Annotated in this window: 14 protein-coding genes; 4 read left to right on the top strand and 10 right to left on the bottom strand. The window is 43.8% G+C overall.

The genetic code is table 11. The features are described 5' to 3' along the window. Window positions 1–43: 43 nt before the first annotated feature. From GFS24_RS16620 to GFS24_RS16610, 3 genes are all read right to left on the bottom strand, one after another. Window positions 44–1762 carry a M3 family oligoendopeptidase gene (locus tag GFS24_RS16620; protein WP_153661177.1) on the bottom strand — a complete coding sequence of 573 codons (1719 nt, stop codon included), beginning with the start codon at window positions 1760–1762 and terminating at the stop codon, window positions 44–46. A gap of 161 nt (window positions 1763–1923) precedes the next feature. Next, window positions 1924–2532 carry a DUF5606 domain-containing protein gene (locus GFS24_RS16615; protein ID WP_153661175.1) on the bottom strand — a complete coding sequence of 203 codons (609 nt, stop codon included), beginning with the start codon at window positions 2530–2532 and terminating at the stop codon, window positions 1924–1926. Window positions 2533–2606: 74 nt separating this feature from the next. Then, a complete protein-coding gene (locus GFS24_RS16610) occupies window positions 2607–4265 on the bottom strand; it encodes a lamin tail domain-containing protein (RefSeq protein ID WP_153661173.1) in 1659 nt (552 codons plus the stop codon). 87 nt (window positions 4266–4352) lie between these two features. On the opposite strand from GFS24_RS16610, the gene GFS24_RS16605 reads away from it, so the two are divergent. Together GFS24_RS16605 and GFS24_RS16600 are read left to right on the top strand one after the other, a co-directional pair. Continuing rightward, entirely contained in the window at window positions 4353–5342 is a 990-nt protein-coding gene (locus tag GFS24_RS16605) for an aspartate-semialdehyde dehydrogenase (protein WP_153661171.1), read from the top strand. Window positions 5343–5821: 479 nt separating this feature from the next. Next, on the top strand, window positions 5822–6073 hold the full coding sequence (locus tag GFS24_RS16600) for a hypothetical protein (RefSeq protein ID WP_153661169.1): 252 nt from the start codon (window positions 5822–5824) through the stop codon (window positions 6071–6073). A 137-nt stretch (window positions 6074–6210) separates the two neighbouring features. Here GFS24_RS16600 and GFS24_RS16595 read toward each other — a convergent pair whose 3' ends face one another. The 4 genes from GFS24_RS16595 to uvrB all read right to left on the bottom strand — a co-directional run bounded on the left by GFS24_RS16595 (window position 6211) and on the right by uvrB (window position 12306). Continuing rightward, window positions 6211–6873 carry a DUF2461 domain-containing protein gene (locus GFS24_RS16595; protein ID WP_153661167.1) on the bottom strand — a complete coding sequence of 221 codons (663 nt, stop codon included), beginning with the start codon at window positions 6871–6873 and terminating at the stop codon, window positions 6211–6213. Between the two features lie 168 nt (window positions 6874–7041). After that, a complete protein-coding gene (locus tag GFS24_RS16590; RefSeq protein ID WP_153661165.1) occupies window positions 7042–8115 on the bottom strand; it encodes a porin in 1074 nt (357 codons plus the stop codon). A 239-nt stretch (window positions 8116–8354) separates the two neighbouring features. Then, window positions 8355–9734, bottom strand: a complete 1380-nt coding sequence (locus GFS24_RS16585) for an ammonium transporter (RefSeq protein ID WP_153661162.1) — start codon at window positions 9732–9734, stop codon at window positions 8355–8357. A 523-nt stretch (window positions 9735–10257) separates the two neighbouring features. After that, window positions 10258–12306, bottom strand: coding sequence for an excinuclease ABC subunit UvrB (gene uvrB / locus GFS24_RS16580; RefSeq protein WP_153661160.1), 2049 nt, complete (start codon window positions 12304–12306; stop codon window positions 10258–10260). 129 nt (window positions 12307–12435) lie between these two features. Between uvrB and GFS24_RS16575 the strand changes: the two genes are divergently transcribed. Beyond that, complete coding sequence (locus tag GFS24_RS16575; RefSeq protein ID WP_153661158.1) at window positions 12436–13236, top strand: S1/P1 nuclease; 801 nt, start codon at window positions 12436–12438, stop codon at window positions 13234–13236. A gap of 240 nt (window positions 13237–13476) precedes the next feature. Here GFS24_RS16575 and GFS24_RS16570 read toward each other — a convergent pair whose 3' ends face one another. Both GFS24_RS16570 and GFS24_RS16565 read right to left on the bottom strand, forming a co-directional pair. Next, the gene (locus tag GFS24_RS16570) at window positions 13477–14400 is read right to left on the bottom strand and encodes a PfkB family carbohydrate kinase (RefSeq protein ID WP_153661156.1); all 924 of its coding nucleotides are present in this window, start codon (window positions 14398–14400) and stop codon (window positions 13477–13479) included. A 52-nt stretch (window positions 14401–14452) separates the two neighbouring features. Continuing rightward, entirely contained in the window at window positions 14453–15868 is a 1416-nt protein-coding gene (locus GFS24_RS16565) for an MATE family efflux transporter (RefSeq protein ID WP_153661154.1), read from the bottom strand. A 471-nt stretch (window positions 15869–16339) separates the two neighbouring features. Between GFS24_RS16565 and GFS24_RS16560 the strand changes: the two genes are divergently transcribed. Then, on the top strand, window positions 16340–16846 hold the full coding sequence (locus tag GFS24_RS16560) for a hypothetical protein (RefSeq protein WP_153661152.1): 507 nt from the start codon (window positions 16340–16342) through the stop codon (window positions 16844–16846). A gap of 528 nt (window positions 16847–17374) precedes the next feature. On the opposite strand, the gene GFS24_RS16555 is transcribed toward GFS24_RS16560, so the two are convergent. Beyond that, on the bottom strand, window positions 17375–19375 hold the full coding sequence (locus GFS24_RS16555) for an OmpA family protein (RefSeq protein ID WP_173003103.1): 2001 nt from the start codon (window positions 19373–19375) through the stop codon (window positions 17375–17377). Window positions 19376–19377 lie beyond the last annotated feature (2 nt).

Below are 19377 nucleotides of genomic sequence, written 5' to 3'. Positions count from 1 at the left end.
AAAAAACGGAGATGCAATTAGTGCATCTCCGCATAAAGTAAATTTAAACGATCTTATCAATCTCCTGCTGCACAAAACCCGCCAGCTCTTTCACGTAAGCCGGAGAGAAATCAAACCTGATCCCCGCAGCTGTATATAATTCTCTCAACGTTTTTGTATAACCAAGGCTCAGTGCTTTCTCATAATTGTCCAGCGCCTGCTTTGGATTTTCCTTATACTGTTTCCACATAGCAATCGCTCCTAATTGTGCAATGCCATATTCAATATAATAGAAAGGCACTTCAAACAAATGCAGCTGACGCTGCCAGTTATTGGAACGATATGCCTCATGGCCGCTCCAGTCGATATTGCCGGGAGAGAATTCATCCATGATCTTCACCCATTCCGCGGTACGTTCTGCCACTGTATGTTGCGGATGTTCATAGATCCAGTGCTGGAATTTATCAATGATCGCTATCCATGGGAAAATGGTGATAGAACGTTCCAGCTGCTGCAATTTAGCACGGCGTAATTCTTCCGGGTTATCAAAGAAAATATCCCAATGGTCCATGCTGAATAATTCCATGCTCATGCTGGCTACTTCCGCAATCTCCATTGGATACTCCTTGAAGGCACTGAGAGAAAGATGATGGCTCAGGAAAGAATGAATAGCGTGACCACCTTCATGTACCATCGTAGTGAGGTCTTTCATTTGTCCTGCAGCATTCATGAAAATAAAGGGAACACCGGTTTCTGCCAGCGGACAGTTATACCCGCCGGGGGCTTTATTCTTCCGGCTATCCAGGTCAAGGCGGCCCATCTCTTTCATCACCTGCAAACATTCTCCAAAGAAAGGGCGCAGCTGTGTAAAACATTCGATGGACTTGTTCACCATTTCCTCTCCGCTTTTAAACGGCTCCAAAGGTTTGGTGCCATGTGGCTCTGCATCGCTATCCCATGGTTTCAATACATCCAGGCCCAGTTTGGCTTTTTGTCTTTCCAGGGATTGTTTCACCAGCGGAAGGATATGTTCTTTCACTGCCGCATGGAACTGGAAGCAATCTTCCTTGGTATATTCAAAACGGCCCAGCTCTTCGAACTTGTAATCCCGGTAATTGGCGAAACCGGCATTCAGGGCTATTTCGTGGCGTTTGCCTACCAGCGTGGAATACAATTGATCCAGCTGATCTTTATCTTTCAAACGGCGGGCGGCCGTTTTGGTAAATACTTCTTCTCTTAAAGCACGGTCAGGATTCTCCAGGAATTTTGCGGCCTGTTGTAAAGTGTATTCCTGTCCATTTACTTCTACCGTCATGGAACCGGAGATCACACCATATTGTTGGGCCATCACACTAAGTTCTGCCTGTATGGGCACATTCTTTTCCTGGAACAGTTTCACCTGTTTCTGCACATTGCGGAGATAAGTGAAATACAACTGTTGATCCAGCTGGTCTTTGAACTCACAGGCCAGGAGTTTGCGGTTCAGCGCATCTGCATAAGGTTGCAGTTTAGGCTGTATTTCCATGCAGAAGTAAGTGAATGCTTCTTCGTATTCTTTGTTGGCCGTGTCGCGGGTCATCCGGATCTGGCGCCAGCAAGCGTCTTCGCTGATCACCGCTTCTACTTCACTGATATCTGCCAGCCATTGTTCCAGTTCGGAAACGTTTAGCAGTGGCCTGTTTTGCAGTGCTTCAAAATAAGGTTGTAATGCGTCCCATGTGGTAACCGTAAAATCGGCTGGTAAAAAATGCCTGGGCGGTGCGGAAATATGAGCAGTTTGCATGATTCTTTCTGTTATTCATTAAAAATAGCTAAAAACACATCCCCACAAAAAAAATTCCAAATCCTATAGGGGATTTGGAATTTTTTTATTTTGACGGGAATCAATTCTCCTTTATAAAAGGAATTGCCTCGCGGCAGCTCCCTTATAACAAAAAGAAAGAACTACTCTTCCGTTTTCTTCTTCTTAGCCGGAGCCTTTGGCTTTTTCTCTTCTCCTTCAGCATCAGCAGCTGCTTTTTTAGCAGGCGCTTTCTTCTTAGGAGCCGCTTTCTCTTCTTCTGAAGCCGGAGCCTCTTCAGCTGCTTCCTTCTTAGCTTTAGCCTTTGGCTTAGTCTCTTCTACAGAAGCTGGAGCCTCTTCTTCCGCACCTTCTTCAGTTTCCTCTTCAAACTTCAGCAGATCATTCGTTTTGAGGATGGCATACCATTTCACCATCTTCTTCATATCACTTACATAAACACGTTCCTCATCAAACTCGGGGAATACGTTTTTAAAATAAGCCTTTACGGTCTGGTTATCAGCTTTGGCATCTGCAAGCGGGAATTGAGCTTCCTTATCAAGCATAGCCTGGAAAACAGCCGCCAGGTTTACGTTATCGCCAGTAGTGAATACTTCAATGCTCTCCAATGGGGTAAAATTATGTACCCGGGAAGAAACGAAGCGGGTGCTCTTGTCTTCCAGCGATCTAACAATAGCGCCATCCTGTTTGCTGGCCAGCAATTGAAATAAACCGCCTAAACCGGTTACTGCAACAATTTCTCTGTACTGCATGAATTCATTTTTAAGAACGGCAAATATAAAAAATTAGCAATAGATATCTCTTAATCTCCTGAAAATACCCCAAATTATGAGGTTCCGGCCAATACCAGCGGGAGTTTCAGGGTATTTATCCTTCCTTGCATGTTAAAAATCCGTATAAAGATAACATAGATTCCCGGCCTTACCGCCTGTCCGGCATCCGAAAGTCCGTCCCAATTAATATTTCCTTTACTCCCCAACAGCTGATTATTAGCCAGATGGCGAACTGGACGCCCTTCCGCATCAAACACCGTGATCTGTGCAATGTAACCAGGAACAATAAGATTCCACTGCAATTGCGCCACATCCTGCTGCCCGTCATTATTTGGACTGAACACTTCCGATGTCAGGCGAAACCCTTCAAGCCCGCTACCCGTAAGCATTTGCTGGGAATTTGCATACCCCGGTGTAGCAAAACCAGCTGTGGCTGCAGCGGAATGCCAGTTTCCCGGATCCTGCGTATGCCCATCCGCCTGCACCCTTTCCAGTGAAATACCCATCGTAGCAGGTAAAATGCTCAAATGCCAGGCACGTTTATAATATAAGGCATCAATTATCCGGCCATCCGCTCCAACTAACAAAAGATTACCCTCTTCATCCGGCAACGTCGGCAAGCTACCTATCTCCTGTAAAACCCCTTTGCAGGAATAAGAACGGCACAAAGCCGGCAGATCAGTTGAAAAAGCCAGCCAGGCACCCGGCAACAATAAGAATGGCCCTTTCACAAGCGGAACGGACTGTTTAATAGAACCATCATTATTAAGAGAAGCGAAATAAATATCCTGCAGGTCAATGGCCTTATGACTCCGGTTATAGATCTCCGCAAAATCAGCTGCTCCGGCAGGTGGATCAAATAATACCTCATTAATAACTAAGTCGAAACTATCTGCCTTTTCCGGAAGCGCATACGAAACCGGCGCCGGTTGAGAGATCTGGCGGTTGCTGCAATCTGTAATGCGATCAGTTTGCAGGGAATAGATCTTCCCTTTTTCCAAGGGAGTAGCTAATTGAACAGCTACCATATTAAAATGAACCGTCACAGTCCCCATATAAGCCAAAGCCCCCACCGCAGAAATACTATCTACAATCCCGGAAAAATGTAACTGCAGATGAAAGCTGTCCGTAACAGACACCCGTAATAATTCCGGCAACGGCGGTTCCGGAATATTCCCTGCCACAGAATTACTAACTCCTGGCGTACCACCATTAGAAGCAACAGATGCTTTCCAATTCTCAGACCCCGCACAAGGCCATTGCGTATCTATCATTTCAAGGCTCCATCCTCCATTTCCTTTAATACTTCCGTTATACCAGTCTTTACTATATTCCACGGAATGGATCAACCGCCCGCTTTTATCATACAGCGATAACCGTTCCCCTTCATTGCCAAGGGATAAAGCACTGCTGGTAGCAAGAGCTTTAGGAAAAGAAGAAAGCGCAGAACGGGAACAGATCACCACCAAACTATCCGGCTGCAAAATAAACGCAGGCAGGGTAACAGATGTACTGCTATCCTTTAATACCCAACCGCTTAAGTTCACAGGAAAAGCAGAAACATTCTTCAGCTCAATGAATTCAAATTCCGGCAAACCAGCCGTGGGAGAAGGATCCGCAAGTATTTCATGGATTAGCACATCATAACGTGCGGGAATGGGATCATACGTAGAAAGCACTGCCAGCAGCAGTACACAAACAATGGGTTGCATAATAGAAGAATTTAATGAGTCAACAAACTAACCGAATATAAACTTTTCTGTAGTAGTTTTGTGCTCTCTTAAAAAATTAAAATTACAATGAAAGTAGCCGTAGTAGGTGCTACCGGACTGGTAGGCACTAAAATGTTGCAAGTATTAGCGGAAAGGAATTTCCCCTTAACGGAATTGATACCCGTAGCTTCTGAGAAATCTGTAGGTAAGGAAGTGATGTATAAGGGTAAGCCGTATAAGGTAGTGAACGCAGATACGGCTATTGCCATGAAACCGAACGTAGCCATTTTCTCCGCAGGTGGTAGCACCTCCCTGGAGTGGGCACCTAAATTTGCAGCAGCAGGTATCACCGTAATAGATAACTCCTCTGCCTGGCGGATGGACCCAACCAAGAAACTGGTAGTCCCAGAAGTAAATGCACATGCCTTAACACAGGAAGATAAGATCATTGCCAATCCAAATTGCTCTACCATTCAAATGGTGTTAGTATTGGATCCTTTACATAAGAAGTATGGTATTCAACGCGTAGTGGTATCTACTTACCAATCAGTTACAGGCACCGGCGTAAAAGCAGTAGATCAGTTAATGAATGAACGCAAAGGTATTGAAGGCCCGATGGCCTATCCTTACCAGATAGATCTGAACGTAATACCACAGATAGATGTGTTCCTGGAGAATGGTTACACCAAAGAAGAAATGAAAATGGTGAAGGAAACCACCAAGATCATGGGTGATGAACGTGTGAAGGTAACGGCTACAACTGTTCGAATCCCGGTGATGGGTGGCCACAGCGAAAGCGTGAACATTCAGTTTGAAAAAGATTTTGATCTCACAGAAGTACGTAACTTATTGGCTGCCACACCTGGTGTGATAGTAGTAGATGATCCTGCAAAGAGTTTATACCCCATGCCTAAAGATGCGCATGATAAGGATGAAGTATTTGTAGGACGTATCCGCAGAGACGAATCACAGGATAACACGTTAAATCTTTGGATCGTTGCAGACAATTTAAGGAAGGGCGCAGCTACCAACGCAGTACAAATTGCAGAGTTCTTAGAAAAAAAGAACTGGTTATAAAGAGTTTATAAAAAATTGTTTTGAAGGGGTGATCTATGTTGCAACATTGGTTACCCCTTCTTCATTAAATTGTTATACAGCTGTTCTTCAATCACTTATCCCTATTGATTTTCCTCCGATTATTATTTATAATTATCCGAACATCTTCATAACGTTGTCATCCTTCTCTTATTCTCAACGATTTATACAGTTGCATATTTGGAATTTGATTTTTTTGGTGTAAATTCACTTCCCCATCAAATCACGACGTGGGGTATACGAACAATCTGTTTTAATTAGAGCAACTGAGAGAGTGCCTACTGGCCAGCGTTTTATCATATCATGAAAAACTGTTAAAAAGAAAGGGTAAAAACTACACAGAAGTAGTATTGATTTGTGGAGGATATGCAGCAACTTTGATAATACAATCCTATGCTAATAAATTCTTTATCGTTTTTTTCGATGACAACTAAACTATCAAACTAAACACCCTTAATCCTATGAAAACCAACACGAACCGTGAACTTTTGTTAATGCACAAGTTTACAGAAGAGTGGAGCACTAATTTTTCCTCACAGGTGTCCCGTATTATGAACATCGTTGATCAGAAAGATACACTCGACGGCATTATGCCCATCATTGAAGTTGCAAACGTTTATAACCAAAGATTTGCACAAACAAGAGTTGACAAAGAAAACCTTTTGAAAAACCGTAAATCTCGCCCTTTTGAATTCTTGATACACAAAAATTGATTTACTGTTATCATGCTGCACCATGCAACCTTTGCACAACGATTATCACGTTAGGCCGGGTAGCATCATGCAACAATGAAAAACACTAGTTGCCGGAAAAACTCCGGTAACTAGTAAGTGAAGGGTAGTAGTTTTTTTTATTCGACTTGAGCGCTGTTGAGGAAATTAATGAATGGTTGCATCACAGCAAAGGTCCGCAGGATCTCCCGCACTAAAGTGGGCTGCGTAGCTGATTCATCCGTTACATGATTGCTTACAATAAAGCTCTTCAATTTGATATAGGCAATAGCCGGATTATCTTCATGATACCCCTGTGGAGCTGTTTTAAGTGAATCCCCATTTACCTTACCAAATACCCGGATGAATTCTTTCTGCCCCACTATTTGCTGAAATTCAGCAAAATTGTAATCAATCTCTTGTCGTATCTTTTTAATTACAGGTCCCTCTGGCATCCAGAGGCCGCCAGCCGCAAAACTGTTTCCACCGGGTTCCAGGTGAAAATAATATCCCGCATACGGACTTTTCTTGCCTCCCCTGGCAAAGGAAGCACCCATGTTAGCTTTATAAGGCGTTTTGTCTTTAGAGAACCTTACATCTTTATAGATACGGAAAACGCAATCTTTTACCTGAAGGCCTTCTATCCCTGGGTCTACACGGGCAAGGCCATCTATGATCTGCTGTACGAGGCTCTCAAAATCTTCTTTTGCCTGCTGATAATTTGCCTTATTATCATCAAACCAGGCCTTATTGTTATTCAGCCTGAGGTCTTTCAGAAATTTCAATGTGGAACGTTGTAGCATATACTTATTTACCCTGTTTCTGGGCCGATAAGATACAAAAACTCCTGTTTGCCAGGGAGATTTTTTCCCAGGCAAGCAGGAGCCTTAAAAATAGGGCCGGCTAAGATAACCGGCCCCATAAGCATAATGGTCTGGTTAAACCTTCTTAATATGAGCCAGTGTTTAGATTTAGAACTTGTAAACAGCAGCCAGTGCTACACTTGCAGATGATTTTTTAGGCGCACCATCCTTATCATGGAAGATGCCATCCTTGTTGCTTTGATCCAGGCGGATCTCAGGGATCAGGGTAAAACCACCCACTCTGTAATTACCGGATAAAGTGAAAGACATTACGCTGCCACCATCAGGGAATTCTGTAGGGTCAGTATATACTTTCAAACCATCTTTATCACTGAAGTACTCACCACGCAGGGTAAGACCAAAGCTTTCAGTAGGATCGAAGTTCAGGTACAAAGCAGATCCAAACCAGTTGGTAGCATCCGTTTTGGCCGGTTTGTTTTTATAGGTGCTGTAAGTACCATTGTAACCGAGGCCGAATTTAGGCGCAACCTGGTAAGAAAGTACTAAGTCCAACTGATCATTACGGGTTTGGAAAGTATCCACACCACCAATGTAGTTCAGGTATGCTTTGAAAGGTACGCTGGCAGAAGCAAAACCATATTGCGCGCCAATGTACTTGATACCTTCATGACCATCCCAGGCATTTTTAAAATCGGTTGGATTAAATACGCCGAACATTAAGTTGTGCTCGCCAAAAGTCAGATCAGCTTTAGCACCGGTGTGAAAAAAGGGTCCATAGGAAAACATGTAGGACATGCTGTAATTCCTGTTAGCATATGCATCCACCAGTTCGTAACCTACGTGAGTAGCAAAACTACCCATGGTGAATTTCAACCAGGAAGTTGGTGCATATGAAATGTATAATTGCTTAACCGCAAAGCGGGTCCTGTCATCATTGTAAGAGAAATCCTCTGCTCTTTTTCCAAAGCCGATATCCGCAACCAATCCTACATTCTTGAAACTGCTTTCCAGTTTCAGAGAAACCATCCCTAACTCAAAAGAGTTATGGGAATTGGTGAAGCTCGTCTTATTATCACTTTTGTTTTCGTTAAAACCATACTTGTAATAAACATCAGCAGATCCGGATAATTTAAATCCTACTGGCAATAAGCGTAAAGAATCCTGGGCAGAAGCGGACATAGCAATAAACATAGCCAGCAAGGCAAATAAACTTTTTCTCATTAGGCGAGAGTTTTTGGTTAATAAAATGATAAGGGTTTTGTGTGGCGCTTTTATTGTTATGGTGCTGATGACAAATTTGCGTATATAGAAACTATTTGCGTATGGAAGGGGCAAAGGAAGCCCGGATAGTCAATCACCACGGCGGTTTCCCCGCTTTAAATTACGGCGCTGCGCCGTGGTGATAAACAATTAATTACTAACTCTCCGGATCAAACAAATTAACCAGGCAATATTTTATATCAACCGTGTTGTGCGGTTTCTTCAGCCAATGAACCTTGACCGTTGATGCTCAGATTTTGTGGGTGATAAATTTCGTTGTGTTGTGTAACGTCCAGACCCAGTTCTTCTTCTTGTTCAGTTACACGCAGTGGGTGAATGAAGTTGATGAATTTGAAGATCAGCCAGGATACAACGAAGCTGTAAGTTACTACCAGCAACAGACCCAGTACTTGTTTGTAGAACAGGTCGAAGTTACCGTAAGCCCAACCATCGTTACCCAATGGATTGATAGCTTTTGATGCGAACACACCAGTCAGCAACATACCAACCATACCACCTACACCATGACAAGGGAATACATCCAATGTATCGTCGATAGCAGATTTGTTCTTATAATGTACAACAATGTTAGAAACGATCGCAGCAACAAAACCAATGAAAAGACTTTGTGGTACGCCAACATAACCAGCAGCAGGAGTTACAGCAACGAGACCAACAACGGCACCGATACAGAATCCAAGTACAGATGGTTTTCTACCGCGGATCACATCAAAGAAGATCCAGGAAAGACCAGCAGCTGCTGCAGCAGTATTGGTAGCAGCAAAAGCAGTTACAGCCAAACCGTTAGCAGCGAGAGAAGAACCGGCATTGAAACCAAACCAGCCGAACCACAGCAAACCAGTACCGATCAGTACGAAAGGAATGTTTGCAGGTTGCAGTTCTTTTTTAGCGATGTGGTCTTTACGGCGTCTTAAAACAAGTGCACCGGCAAGAGCAGCACAACCAGCAGAAATATGTACAACAGTACCACCGGCAAAGTCAAGTACTCCTAATTTAAAGAGGATACCATCAGCATGCCAGGTCCAGTGTGCAATTGGTGCATATACCAAAAGACTGAACAGTACCATGAATAATACATAAGAAGTGAAGCGGATCCGCTCAGCTACTGCTCCAACAACCAGGGCAGGAGTGATCACGGCAAACTTCAGTTGGAACAGCGCGAACAATAAAATGGGAATAGTACCCCATGGACCACCTGAACCTACATTATTAAAGAAGAAATAAGTGGTGGGGTCACCGATCAGTCCTCCTTTTGAATTTCCGAATGCAAGGCTGAAGCCAACAACCACCCAGATAATACTGATGAGGCCGGTTGCAATAAAGCTCTGCATCATGGTGGAGATCACATTCTTCTTATTTACCATTCCTCCGTAAAAGAATGACAAACCGGGGGTCATCAAAAAGACCAAAGTAGTGGCCACTAAAACCCAGGCAACATCCGCAGCATTATATTTGCTTGCGTCAGCAAATGTTGGAGCCGTTGGTAAAAAAATGCCAATTAGTGCAAGCGCAGCTAAAAATATGAATGGCAGATAATCCTGAATCGCAATTTTCTTCATAGCGTATCATTTTAAATTTCGAAATAAAAGTAGTTATACGCTTTAAAAGATCAAATAGAAGGCCCTAAAAATGGAAATATTCGAAAAAATGGGGAGATATGCGGCTCCTAAACCAATCACATTATAATTAATAAACATATTATAACGGTTTTTAGGAATATGAAGGTGGCTAACGGGGTAGGATATATGGGTTTAACAATTTGATAACGTGGCAGTTATGAAAGCTTTAACAAAGAATTACGAAATTCTAATTTTTCAGGGTGCATGTTACACTGTAAAACTTACACTAAGCCTTGAAACGATTGACTGTAAAGGTTTTAAATATTAAAAAGGATAACAGTGTTTGTTGAAAAACCCATTATCCTTCCATTCATATTATAAATAATTCTATGCAGTGTTTGTTGTTTGAGCAACTATTTCTGGTTGGAATTTCGGGGGAAGAGGGCCTTTTTGAAAACAATTCCGGTTATATGGTGTTTCCTTCTGAAAATTATCACCGGTTTATGCTCTTTCCCCCTAAAAACTACTTCCGCTTCATGCCCTCCAGATCATTCTGCATCGTAAACATCTGATCCCTCAACCGCGCAGCTTCCATGAAATCCAGATCTTTAGCCGCCTTTTCCATATTCTTCCGCACCTTAGCGATCGCTTTCTCCATCTGCGGAATACTTTTGATCGTATCCTGGTTATATACCGCCGGATCTTCCGTCACCAATCCCATCGCATCCATCACAGCATAAGGGGAATTCTCATCAAAGTTCTTGATTTCCAGTACGGAAGTTGAACCCATGATCTGCTCAACCGTTTTACGTACAGTCATCGGCGTGATACCGTGTTTAATATTATACTCACGCTGGCGCTGACGCCTCCGGTCTGTTTCATCTATCGTACGGCGCATACTGTCCGTCATCTTATCTGCGTAGAAGATCACCAACCCATCCACATTCCGGGCCGCACGCCCCGCCGTTTGGGTCAATGAACGTTCATCCCTTAAAAATCCTTCTTTATCTGCATCCAGTATAGCCACCAGCGATACTTCCGGCAGATCAAGCCCTTCCCGCAATAAGTTCACCCCCACTACCACATCTATATTACCTAAACGCAGGTCCCTTAAGATCTCCACCCGCTCCAGGGTATCTACCTCTGAGTGAATATATCGGCTCTTAATATTAATACGATGCAGGTACTTGTCCATCTCCTCCGCCATTTTCTTGGTCAGCGTGGTCACCAGCACCCGGTCTCCTTTTAATATACGTTTGTCTATTTCATCCAAAAGATCATCCACCTGGTTTTTGCTGGGCCTGATCTCAATAGGAGGATCTAATAACCCCGTCGGCCGGACGATCTGTTCCACCACCACGCCTTCCGTTTGCTTCAGTTCATATTCTCCCGGTGTGGCGCTTACAAAGATCACCTGGTTCAGCAGGTTCTCAAACTCATTGAAATTAAGCGGCCGGTTATCCAATGCGGAAGGCAACCGGAATCCATAATCCACCAAAGTGAGCTTGCGGGAACGGTCACCACCATACATGCCACTTACCTGTGGAATGGTAGCATGACTTTCATCTATCACCAGCAGGAAGTCTTTCGGGAAATAATCCAGCAGGCAGAAGGGCCTCATACCAGGTCTCCGCCTGTCCAGGAAACGGGAGTAGTTCTCAATACCACTGCAATAGCCCAGCTCCCTGATCATTTCCACATCATAATTAACGCGCTCGGATAAACGCTGCGCCTCAATCAGTTTGCCATTCCTTTTAAAATATTCCACCTGCGCCTGCATCTCATCCTGGATCTCATGCAGGATCTGCACCATCATATCTTTAGGGGCTATATAAAGATTGGCAGGAAAGATCGCTGCGGTATCCAATACCGTGATCCGCTTGCCATTATTCACATCAAAACTCTCAATCTCTTCTATCTCATCTCCAAAGAAAGTGATCCGGTAGCCATAATCCACATAAGGCAGATTAATATCCACCGTATCCCCCTGTACCCGGAAATTACTCCGGTTAAAATCCCCGGTAGTCCTGGAATAAAGCGCATTCACCAGTCCGTGCAGTAAAGTATTCCGCCCAATGGTCATGCCTTTATGGATCCGGATGATCCCGTTTTCAAAATCCGTAGGGTTACCCATACCATATATACAGGACACACTGGCTACCACAATAATGTCTCTTCTGCCGGACAGCAGATTGGATGTGGCACGAAGCCTTAGTTTGTCCAGTTCCTCATTGATGGCCAGGTCCTTTTCTATATAAGTATCACTCACCGGCATATACGCTTCCGGCTGATAATAATCGTAGTAACTTACAAAGTACTCTACCGCATTGTCCGGAAAGAACTGACGGAACTCTCCATATAATTGCGCCACGAGTGTTTTATTATGGGTAAGCACCAGGGTAGGCCTCTGTACATTTTGAATAACATTAGCCATGGTGAAGGTTTTCCCGGAACCGGTAACCCCCAGTAAAGTCTGGGAACGTTCACCGTCCTGCAATCCTTCTGTGAGTAATCGAATGGCTTCCGGTTGATCGCCTGCAGGTTTATATGGTGCTTGGAGCTTAAAAGGCATAATTAATACAGATTGGTGATCGGGTTCACGAATTTCGGTTTTTAGCAGGGAAAGACTTTGTTAAAATTTTATAATAAAGTCATTTTACAATGCGAAATTCGAGTTTCAAAATTCGACAAATAGTTTAACATGAAAAAGCTCCTTTTAAGCGCTCTGTTAACAGGGCTATTGCTTACCGGCATTCATCCTGTTCAAGCCTGGGGCCCTGTTGGCCACCGCGTAACAGGAGAGATCGCCTCCTACTATCTGACCCCAAAAGCACAACAGGCCATCCGGAACATCATCGGTAACGAAACCCTTGCCATGATCGCCAACTGGCCGGACTTCATTAAGGCAGATACCACTAATCAATATAAACATACTTCCTCCTGGCATTACCTCGATTTTCCAGGTCATTGCACCCGGCAGGAATTTGACAAAATGATTAGTGAGGCTAAAGGAGAAAACCTCTATACAGAGATCCTGGCCATGACCAAAGAGCTGAAAGATCCGGCTACCTCCAAAGCCAGGAAAAGATATGCCCTCAGCTTCCTCGTTCACATGATCGGAGACCTTCATCAGCCTCTTCACGTAGGAAGAGATGAAGATCAGGGGGGAAATAAGATCAATGTCACCTGGTTTGACCGCCCCACCAACCTTCACCGGGTATGGGATGAACATTTGATTGATTTTCAACAATATAGCTACACAGAATATGCCCAGATATTAAATCGTGTAGTTACAACACAAAATAAAAAGGCCTACCAAACGGGCGGAATTACGGACTGGATGTGGGATTCTCACCTGCTTTCAGACAAGGTATATGACCGTACCCCGGATGGTGAAAAACTGAGCTACCGGTACAACTATATCTTCGTGGATGACCTCAACGGACAGCTCACAAAAGGGGGTATCCGCCTGGCAAAAGTGCTCAATGACATCTTTAAATGATTGTCATGCAGCATGACGAAAGTTTAGCATATGTAAACGGGTGAAGCGGTGCTTTAGCTCTCTTGACATAGGCTTAACATAGGGTACGGAAAGGCTTGACATAGGCTCAACATAGGGTCAGGGTTATACCATCCTTGTGTTGACATAGGCTCAAGGTTATACCATCCTTATACTAACCTTATATTAAAAAAGGACCGTCCTTATACAGAACGGTCCTTTTTTAATATAATATAAATAACCCTATACCAGGTCAATATCAAAGTTCACCAGTTCCACGAACTGCTCCAGCCTGGAAGTGATATCCTCTTTAGTGATCTCCCGCAGACGGGCAGCACCAAATTTCTCCACACAGAAAGAAGCCATCGCTGAACCAACGATGATCGCTGTTTTCATGTTCTCGAAAGAGATATCCTTCGTTTTAGCCAGGTGGCCAATAAATCCACCAGCAAAAGTATCACCAGCACCGGTTGGGTCAAATACATCTTCCAGGGGAAGCGCAGGAGCAAAGAACACATGATTTTCATGGAAAAGCAAGGCGCCATGTTCTCCTTTTTTGATCACCAGGTAACGGGGCCCCATGGTCAGGATCTTCTTCGCCGCTTTCACGAGAGAAAATTCACCTGTCAGCTGACGGGCTTCGCTATCATTCACGACCAGTACATCTACCATCTTAATGGTCTTCAGCAGATCATCCAGGGCAATATCCATCCAGAAGTTCATAGTATCCATCACGATCAGTTTCGGACGGGGATTCATCTGGTTGATCACGCTCATCTGAACCTGAGGGCTCAGGTTACCGAGGATCAGGAACTCACTGCCTTGATAGCTCGCAGGGATAACCGGTTCAAAATCAGCCAGTACATTCAATTCCGTCACGAGGGTATCGCGGGAATTCATGTCCAGATGATATTTACCAGCCCAGTAAAACGACTTTTCGTCTTTTTTAACCTGTACACCTTCCAGTGCCACACCTCTTTTAGTGAGAGCATCCAGTTCAGCCTGCGGGAAATCTCCCCCGATCACAGAAACCTGGTTTACTGGCGTTACAAAGTTTGATGCAGCCCAGGCAATATAAGAAGCCGATCCGCCTACGATTTTATCCGATTTACCAAAGGGCGTTTCGATATCATCGAAGGCCATGGTTCCAACTACGGTAAGAGACATGTAATGAATTGATTAAAGGTTGAAAAACGCAGCAAATGTAATGAATTCGCTACTAAACCTTTATTTTCTTCCAGTTACCTTTTCTGAATACGATCACTGCCGTGAGGGCAATCACTGATTCCGCAATGAAAATGGCCCAGAAAACCCCTGTTGGGCCCCATTTGAGGGTGATCGCCAGGAAATAGGCCAATGGTATCTGTATCACCCAGAACCCGATCAGGTTAATGATAGTGGGTGTTTTCGTATCCCCCGCTCCATTAAATGATTGCGCCATCACCATCCCGAAAGCATAAAATATATACCCTAGGCTGATCAGCCGCAACCCTTCTATGCCATAAGCCAGTACCGCCGGGTCTTGAGAAAAGAAACGGAGGATCCAGGGCGCGAAGATGATGAACACCACAGAAACAAATCCCAGGATGATCATATTAAGATAGGCTGCCTTCCAGACACTCTTTTCTGCCCGTTCAGGTTCTCCGGCTCCCAGATTTTGGCCCACCAAAGTAGCTGCAGCATTCGCAACACCCCATGCCGGCAGGATCGCAAATATGATGATGCGGATCGCGAAAGTGTATCCCGCCAGGGCGTCTTCGCCAAATTGAGAAATAATACGGATCAGGAAGATCCAGCTCGCAGACCCGATCAGGAACTGCAAAGTACCGCCAGACGCCAGTTTGATCATTTTCAAGATCGTACTCCATTCAGGATTGATGTGCCGCCAGGTAACATGTATCATCCGCTTGCCGCCAAACAAATGGAATAACTGGTAAGCCACTCCCGTACCACGACCAATCGTAGTGGCAATAGCAGCCCCTTCCAGTCCAAATGCAGGAACAGGTCCGAAACCATATATAAATAAAGGACAAAGGATAATGTTGAGGATATTGGCCAGCCATAAACTCCGCATGGCAATACTCGCCTCACCCGCTCCACGGAAAATCCCGTTGATCAGGAAAAGCAGCACGATCACCAGGTTAGACCCCATCGCTATCTGTGTGTATCTATGGCCACTCCGGATCATTTCTGCATCCGCGCCCATCAGTCCTAATATCTCTTTAGCAAAGATGATCCCACAAATACTCACGATCACAGAGAATCCCAGTGATAAATAAAGTGCCTGCACCGCTGCTTTGGAAGCTCCTTCAGGGTCTTTTTCCCCAATACGTCTGGCCACGATGGCAGTAGCCGCCATACTGATCCCAACGGCGATGGCATAAATAAGACTTAACACAGATTCTGTTAAACCCACGGTGGAAATGGCAGCTTTGCCGAGTCTCCCAACAAAGAACGCATCCACCAATGCGAAGAGGGATTCCATGGTCATTTCCAGCATCATGGGAATGGCCAGTAATATTAAAGCCCGGTTGATGCTGCCGGTAGTGTATACTTTTTCGTCTCCTTTAAGCGCTTCTTTGATGAGTTGCAAAAGCCTTAACGTGCGCGACGTAACGTGCGTAATAGTTCGCATTGTAGTGTTGATATTAAATAAATAGAATAAAGTGTGATGATGCGCCACGTGGTAGCGCCAGTTCGGGGAGAGGGTCGTCAGCACGCAAACGGGCCGACGGTATTACATTTTCATATGCGTTTGTATTGAAGGATACAAAGGTAATTGTTTCACTCATTCAGCCATCTGAAAAATTACAACGCCGTTTTATCCATTTCCAACAGCGGACGAATTGCTTTCATCCTTAACAATAATTCTTCGAACTAATCGTTGCCGATGATTGTTATTCAAGAATATACAGGGTAAATAAAAAAATATTTTATACTGAATACCGCTGCCATAGCGGGTCACGGTCATGTTGCCGGAGGCATTTGCAAAGAAATCGTTAAAATGTTTGTAACATTTTAAAACGATGCCCGTTTTACAAGCGTACCACAAACGGGAATACACTTTAACCTAATTTTGAAAACAAGCTAATTTAAAACGGAAACCATGCTTATTCACAAAAACAAAGCTCTTCAACTGGGGCTTATCGCTACTGCTATCTTTGGAATGTCCCTCGCTTCATGCTCTGATGACGATGATGCAAAAGTATTGCGCAGAAAAGAAATCACATTGAGAACTGCTACTGAAGTAGAAGGTGGCCAGGTGATCATTCAGGAAAGAACAGACAGCTCTTTTGATCTGACTGTTAAGATCAACAAAAGCACAAAAGACATCAATTACAAATTCACTGTGATCAAAGGTGATACTGGCTTGCTGCGCACTACTAATCCTACATTGGAAGTTGGTTTAGATCTGGGTAATGAAACCAGCACAACCACAGGTGCTGCTGTAACCAAAACTATCAGGGTTTGGAAGATTAAACCAGCAACAGGTGATTCTGTTAGGTTCAATTATGATTCTCTGCTGAAATACAATTATTTCGCAAGGGTTAACTATGTAACAGCTGCGCCAGTAGTGGATAGCACTGTAGCAAGAGCTAACATCGGAAAATAAGCGTACTAATTTTTAGTTGATAGATGGAGAGGGCTGTTCTGCAATGCAGAGCAGCCTTTTTTGAGAAGAGGAAAAATTGATGCGCTATTTTTTTTACTTAAAAAAAGCAACTCCCTTTTTTGGGCCGAGGGGAAACCTGATTGTTTCTTTTCTACTAAAAAAAATCTCTTTTTTCTGAGATAAAGAAAACTGATGGGCTCTTTTATATCTACTTAAAAAAGCCTCACTCTTTTCCAGGCCGAGGGGAAACCTCCTTGTTTCCTTTTCTACTAAAAAAATCTCTTTTTCTGAGATAAAGAAAATTGATGGGCTCTTTTATATCTACTTAAAAAAAGCCTCACTCTTTTCCAGGCCGAGGGGAAACCTGATTGTTTCTTTTTCTACTTAAAAAACAAACCTTCTTTTTTTCACAGATCGATCCAAAATAGTAGTAGCCGGCGAATGCCGGCTACTACTTGTATATGATAGGATATGGTTCATATTGGGAAAGAATTCCCGTTCAGAACATTTTTACTGCGTTATCTGAATTTAATTCCGCAACACCTTAAACTCCGTTCGGCGATTCAACTGCCTGCCATCCGGATTATCCTTCCCATTAGGAAGTGTATTAGGTGCTACCGGTCTCGCTTCCCCATAACCCTTACTCACCACACGCGTAGTTGGAATACCTTTACTGATCAGGTAATCCACACAAGATTTAGCACGTGCATTGGATAATTTAAGGTTATAAGCATCCGTTCCTTTACTGTCCGTATGCGCCCCCAATTCTATTTCCATCTTCGGATTATCCAGCAGGAGATAGTAAAGCGAATCCAGGATCAATTTTGATTCCTGTCGTAAAGTAGCTTTATTGTAATCATAGAAGATATCATTGATCACAATCGGTTTGTTCATCTCAAATCGTTTCAGACAAACAGTAGGATTCATCATGGAGTCAACCATGGAAAGCTGTTCTGTAGAGAAATTGAAATTCTTTGAGAAATAATTATCTTTTTCGATCAGCACTTTATACTTCTTATTCATCTCCAGCTCAAACATATAATTCCCCCCATAGCTGGTAGTCTGTGTTTCCAATATATTCCTTTGCGTACTATCCAGCAAAGTGATCTTAGCTCCCTCAAGTGGTTTCCCCGTTTCACAATCCATCACTAAACCACCCGCCATTTTCACTTTACGTTTCACCGCAAATATCTCCAGGCAGCAGATAGATTCCCTGTCCGAACTGATATATCCTTTCTGCAATGCATTCTTCGCTTGTAAAGCCGCATAATACTGATCATCCTTTGCAGAGTTCAGGGGATACCCCATATTCTCCGGTACAGACCATCCACCAAAATTCCCTTTGCTGCTGAAAAAATCCTGCCCGCCAAAACCGACACGCCCATTAGAACTGAACACCAGTGTTTGTTTCATAGGATCAAAGAACGGCGCACTTTCTTCCTCTTTTGTGTTGATGGTATTCCCCATATTATTGGCGGCACTTAATGTTCCCCCACTGCTGATGGTACAATACCACACATCAAATTTCCCCATCCCGCCAGGCCGGTCAGATACAAAAAGGAAATATTTCCCGTCGGAGGTAACGAACGGTTCCTTTGCACTATACCCAGCAGCATTGATGGTAGCATCCAGCGCCTGAGGCTCCGTCCAGCCATTACCGGATTTTGTACTGCGGTAAATGGAAGAATGTTTATTACCATCTTTCGATGTCCATCTTGTTACATACAGCGTATTGCCATCAGGAGCAATAGCAGCAACACCTTGTTCTGTGCCCTTTTCCATGGGTATGGACAACTTCTCATTACTATCAAAACTGCTATTGTCTCCCCTGGCGATGTATAGTGTATTGATGAAAGGATTTGATTTCTTCACAAGTAAAGTAGAATCCGGCCGGGAGGAAGTAAAGTAGAACATATTATTACTCACCGGCACCGGTGCATAGTTGGCACCACCCTGGTTAATGTTCCCTGCTACTTTTACCACTTCATACCGGGGAGGATGTTTCATCTCTTCAATCGCAAATTCACAACTCTGAATTTCAATTTTAGTCCTGTTGGAATAATCATCCGTTCCTTTATAGGATTGTTGAAACTGCTGGAATTGTGCCAGCGCCTTTTCATAATCTTCCCCGGTTTTAGCATTGGCCCGGAGGCACACGCCATACCAGTATTTCACCAATGGAAACTGTACCGGATCAAAGTTGATAGCTTCTGCATACCATTTCGCCGCGTTACCGAAATCATTATACATCCGGTAAGATTCTGCGAGGCGGTATACTACCTGTTCGTAATCTTTCAGTTTCTTCTGTTTGGTTTTGCCATCTTTCTCCAGCAGGTAAGGTTTGTACTCTCCTGGTTTCACCGTGAAAGTACCCAGTGCTTTGCTGTAGTATTGTGCGGCGGAATAATAATCCTTCTGTGCAAAATAATTATCCGCCGTACGTTTAAAATCAGTTACATATGTCTGCGCCTGCAAAGAGTTAACAAAGCCTGTTAAAACCAACAGCAGGATGAGTGTAGATCTTTTCATAA

Source organism: Chitinophaga sp. SYP-B3965 (assembly GCF_009647655.1).
Taxonomy (GTDB): domain Bacteria; phylum Bacteroidota; class Bacteroidia; order Chitinophagales; family Chitinophagaceae; genus Chitinophaga.
Note: the sequence above shows the minus strand (reverse complement) of the source record. Positions and strands in the feature narration are given on the sequence as shown.

Bases quoted from the DNA above. Each gene is read 5' to 3' on its own strand.
- GFS24_RS16620 (WP_153661177.1), bottom strand. From the start codon at position 1,762: ATGCAAACTGCTCATATTTCCGCACCGCCCAGGCATTTTTTACCAGCC.
- GFS24_RS16615 (WP_153661175.1), bottom strand. From the start codon at position 2,532: ATGCAGTACAGAGAAATTGTTGCAGTAACCGGTTTAGGCGGTTTATTT.
- GFS24_RS16610 (WP_153661173.1), bottom strand. From the start codon at position 4,265: ATGCAACCCATTGTTTGTGTACTGCTGCTGGCAGTGCTTTCTACGTAT.
- GFS24_RS16605 (WP_153661171.1), top strand. From the start codon at position 4,353: ATGAAAGTAGCCGTAGTAGGTGCTACCGGACTGGTAGGCACTAAAATG.
- GFS24_RS16600 (WP_153661169.1), top strand. From the start codon at position 5,822: ATGAAAACCAACACGAACCGTGAACTTTTGTTAATGCACAAGTTTACA.
- GFS24_RS16595 (WP_153661167.1), bottom strand. From the start codon at position 6,873: ATGCTACAACGTTCCACATTGAAATTTCTGAAAGACCTCAGGCTGAAT.
- GFS24_RS16590 (WP_153661165.1), bottom strand. From the start codon at position 8,115: ATGAGAAAAAGTTTATTTGCCTTGCTGGCTATGTTTATTGCTATGTCC.
- GFS24_RS16585 (WP_153661162.1), bottom strand. From the start codon at position 9,734: ATGAAGAAAATTGCGATTCAGGATTATCTGCCATTCATATTTTTAGCT.
- uvrB (WP_153661160.1), bottom strand. From the start codon at position 12,306: ATGCCTTTTAAGCTCCAAGCACCATATAAACCTGCAGGCGATCAACCG.
- GFS24_RS16575 (WP_153661158.1), top strand. From the start codon at position 12,436: ATGAAAAAGCTCCTTTTAAGCGCTCTGTTAACAGGGCTATTGCTTACC.
- GFS24_RS16570 (WP_153661156.1), bottom strand. From the start codon at position 14,400: ATGTCTCTTACCGTAGTTGGAACCATGGCCTTCGATGATATCGAAACG.
- GFS24_RS16565 (WP_153661154.1), bottom strand. From the start codon at position 15,868: ATGCGAACTATTACGCACGTTACGTCGCGCACGTTAAGGCTTTTGCAA.
- GFS24_RS16560 (WP_153661152.1), top strand. From the start codon at position 16,340: ATGCTTATTCACAAAAACAAAGCTCTTCAACTGGGGCTTATCGCTACT.
- GFS24_RS16555 (WP_173003103.1), bottom strand. From the start codon at position 19,375: ATGAAAAGATCTACACTCATCCTGCTGTTGGTTTTAACAGGCTTTGTT.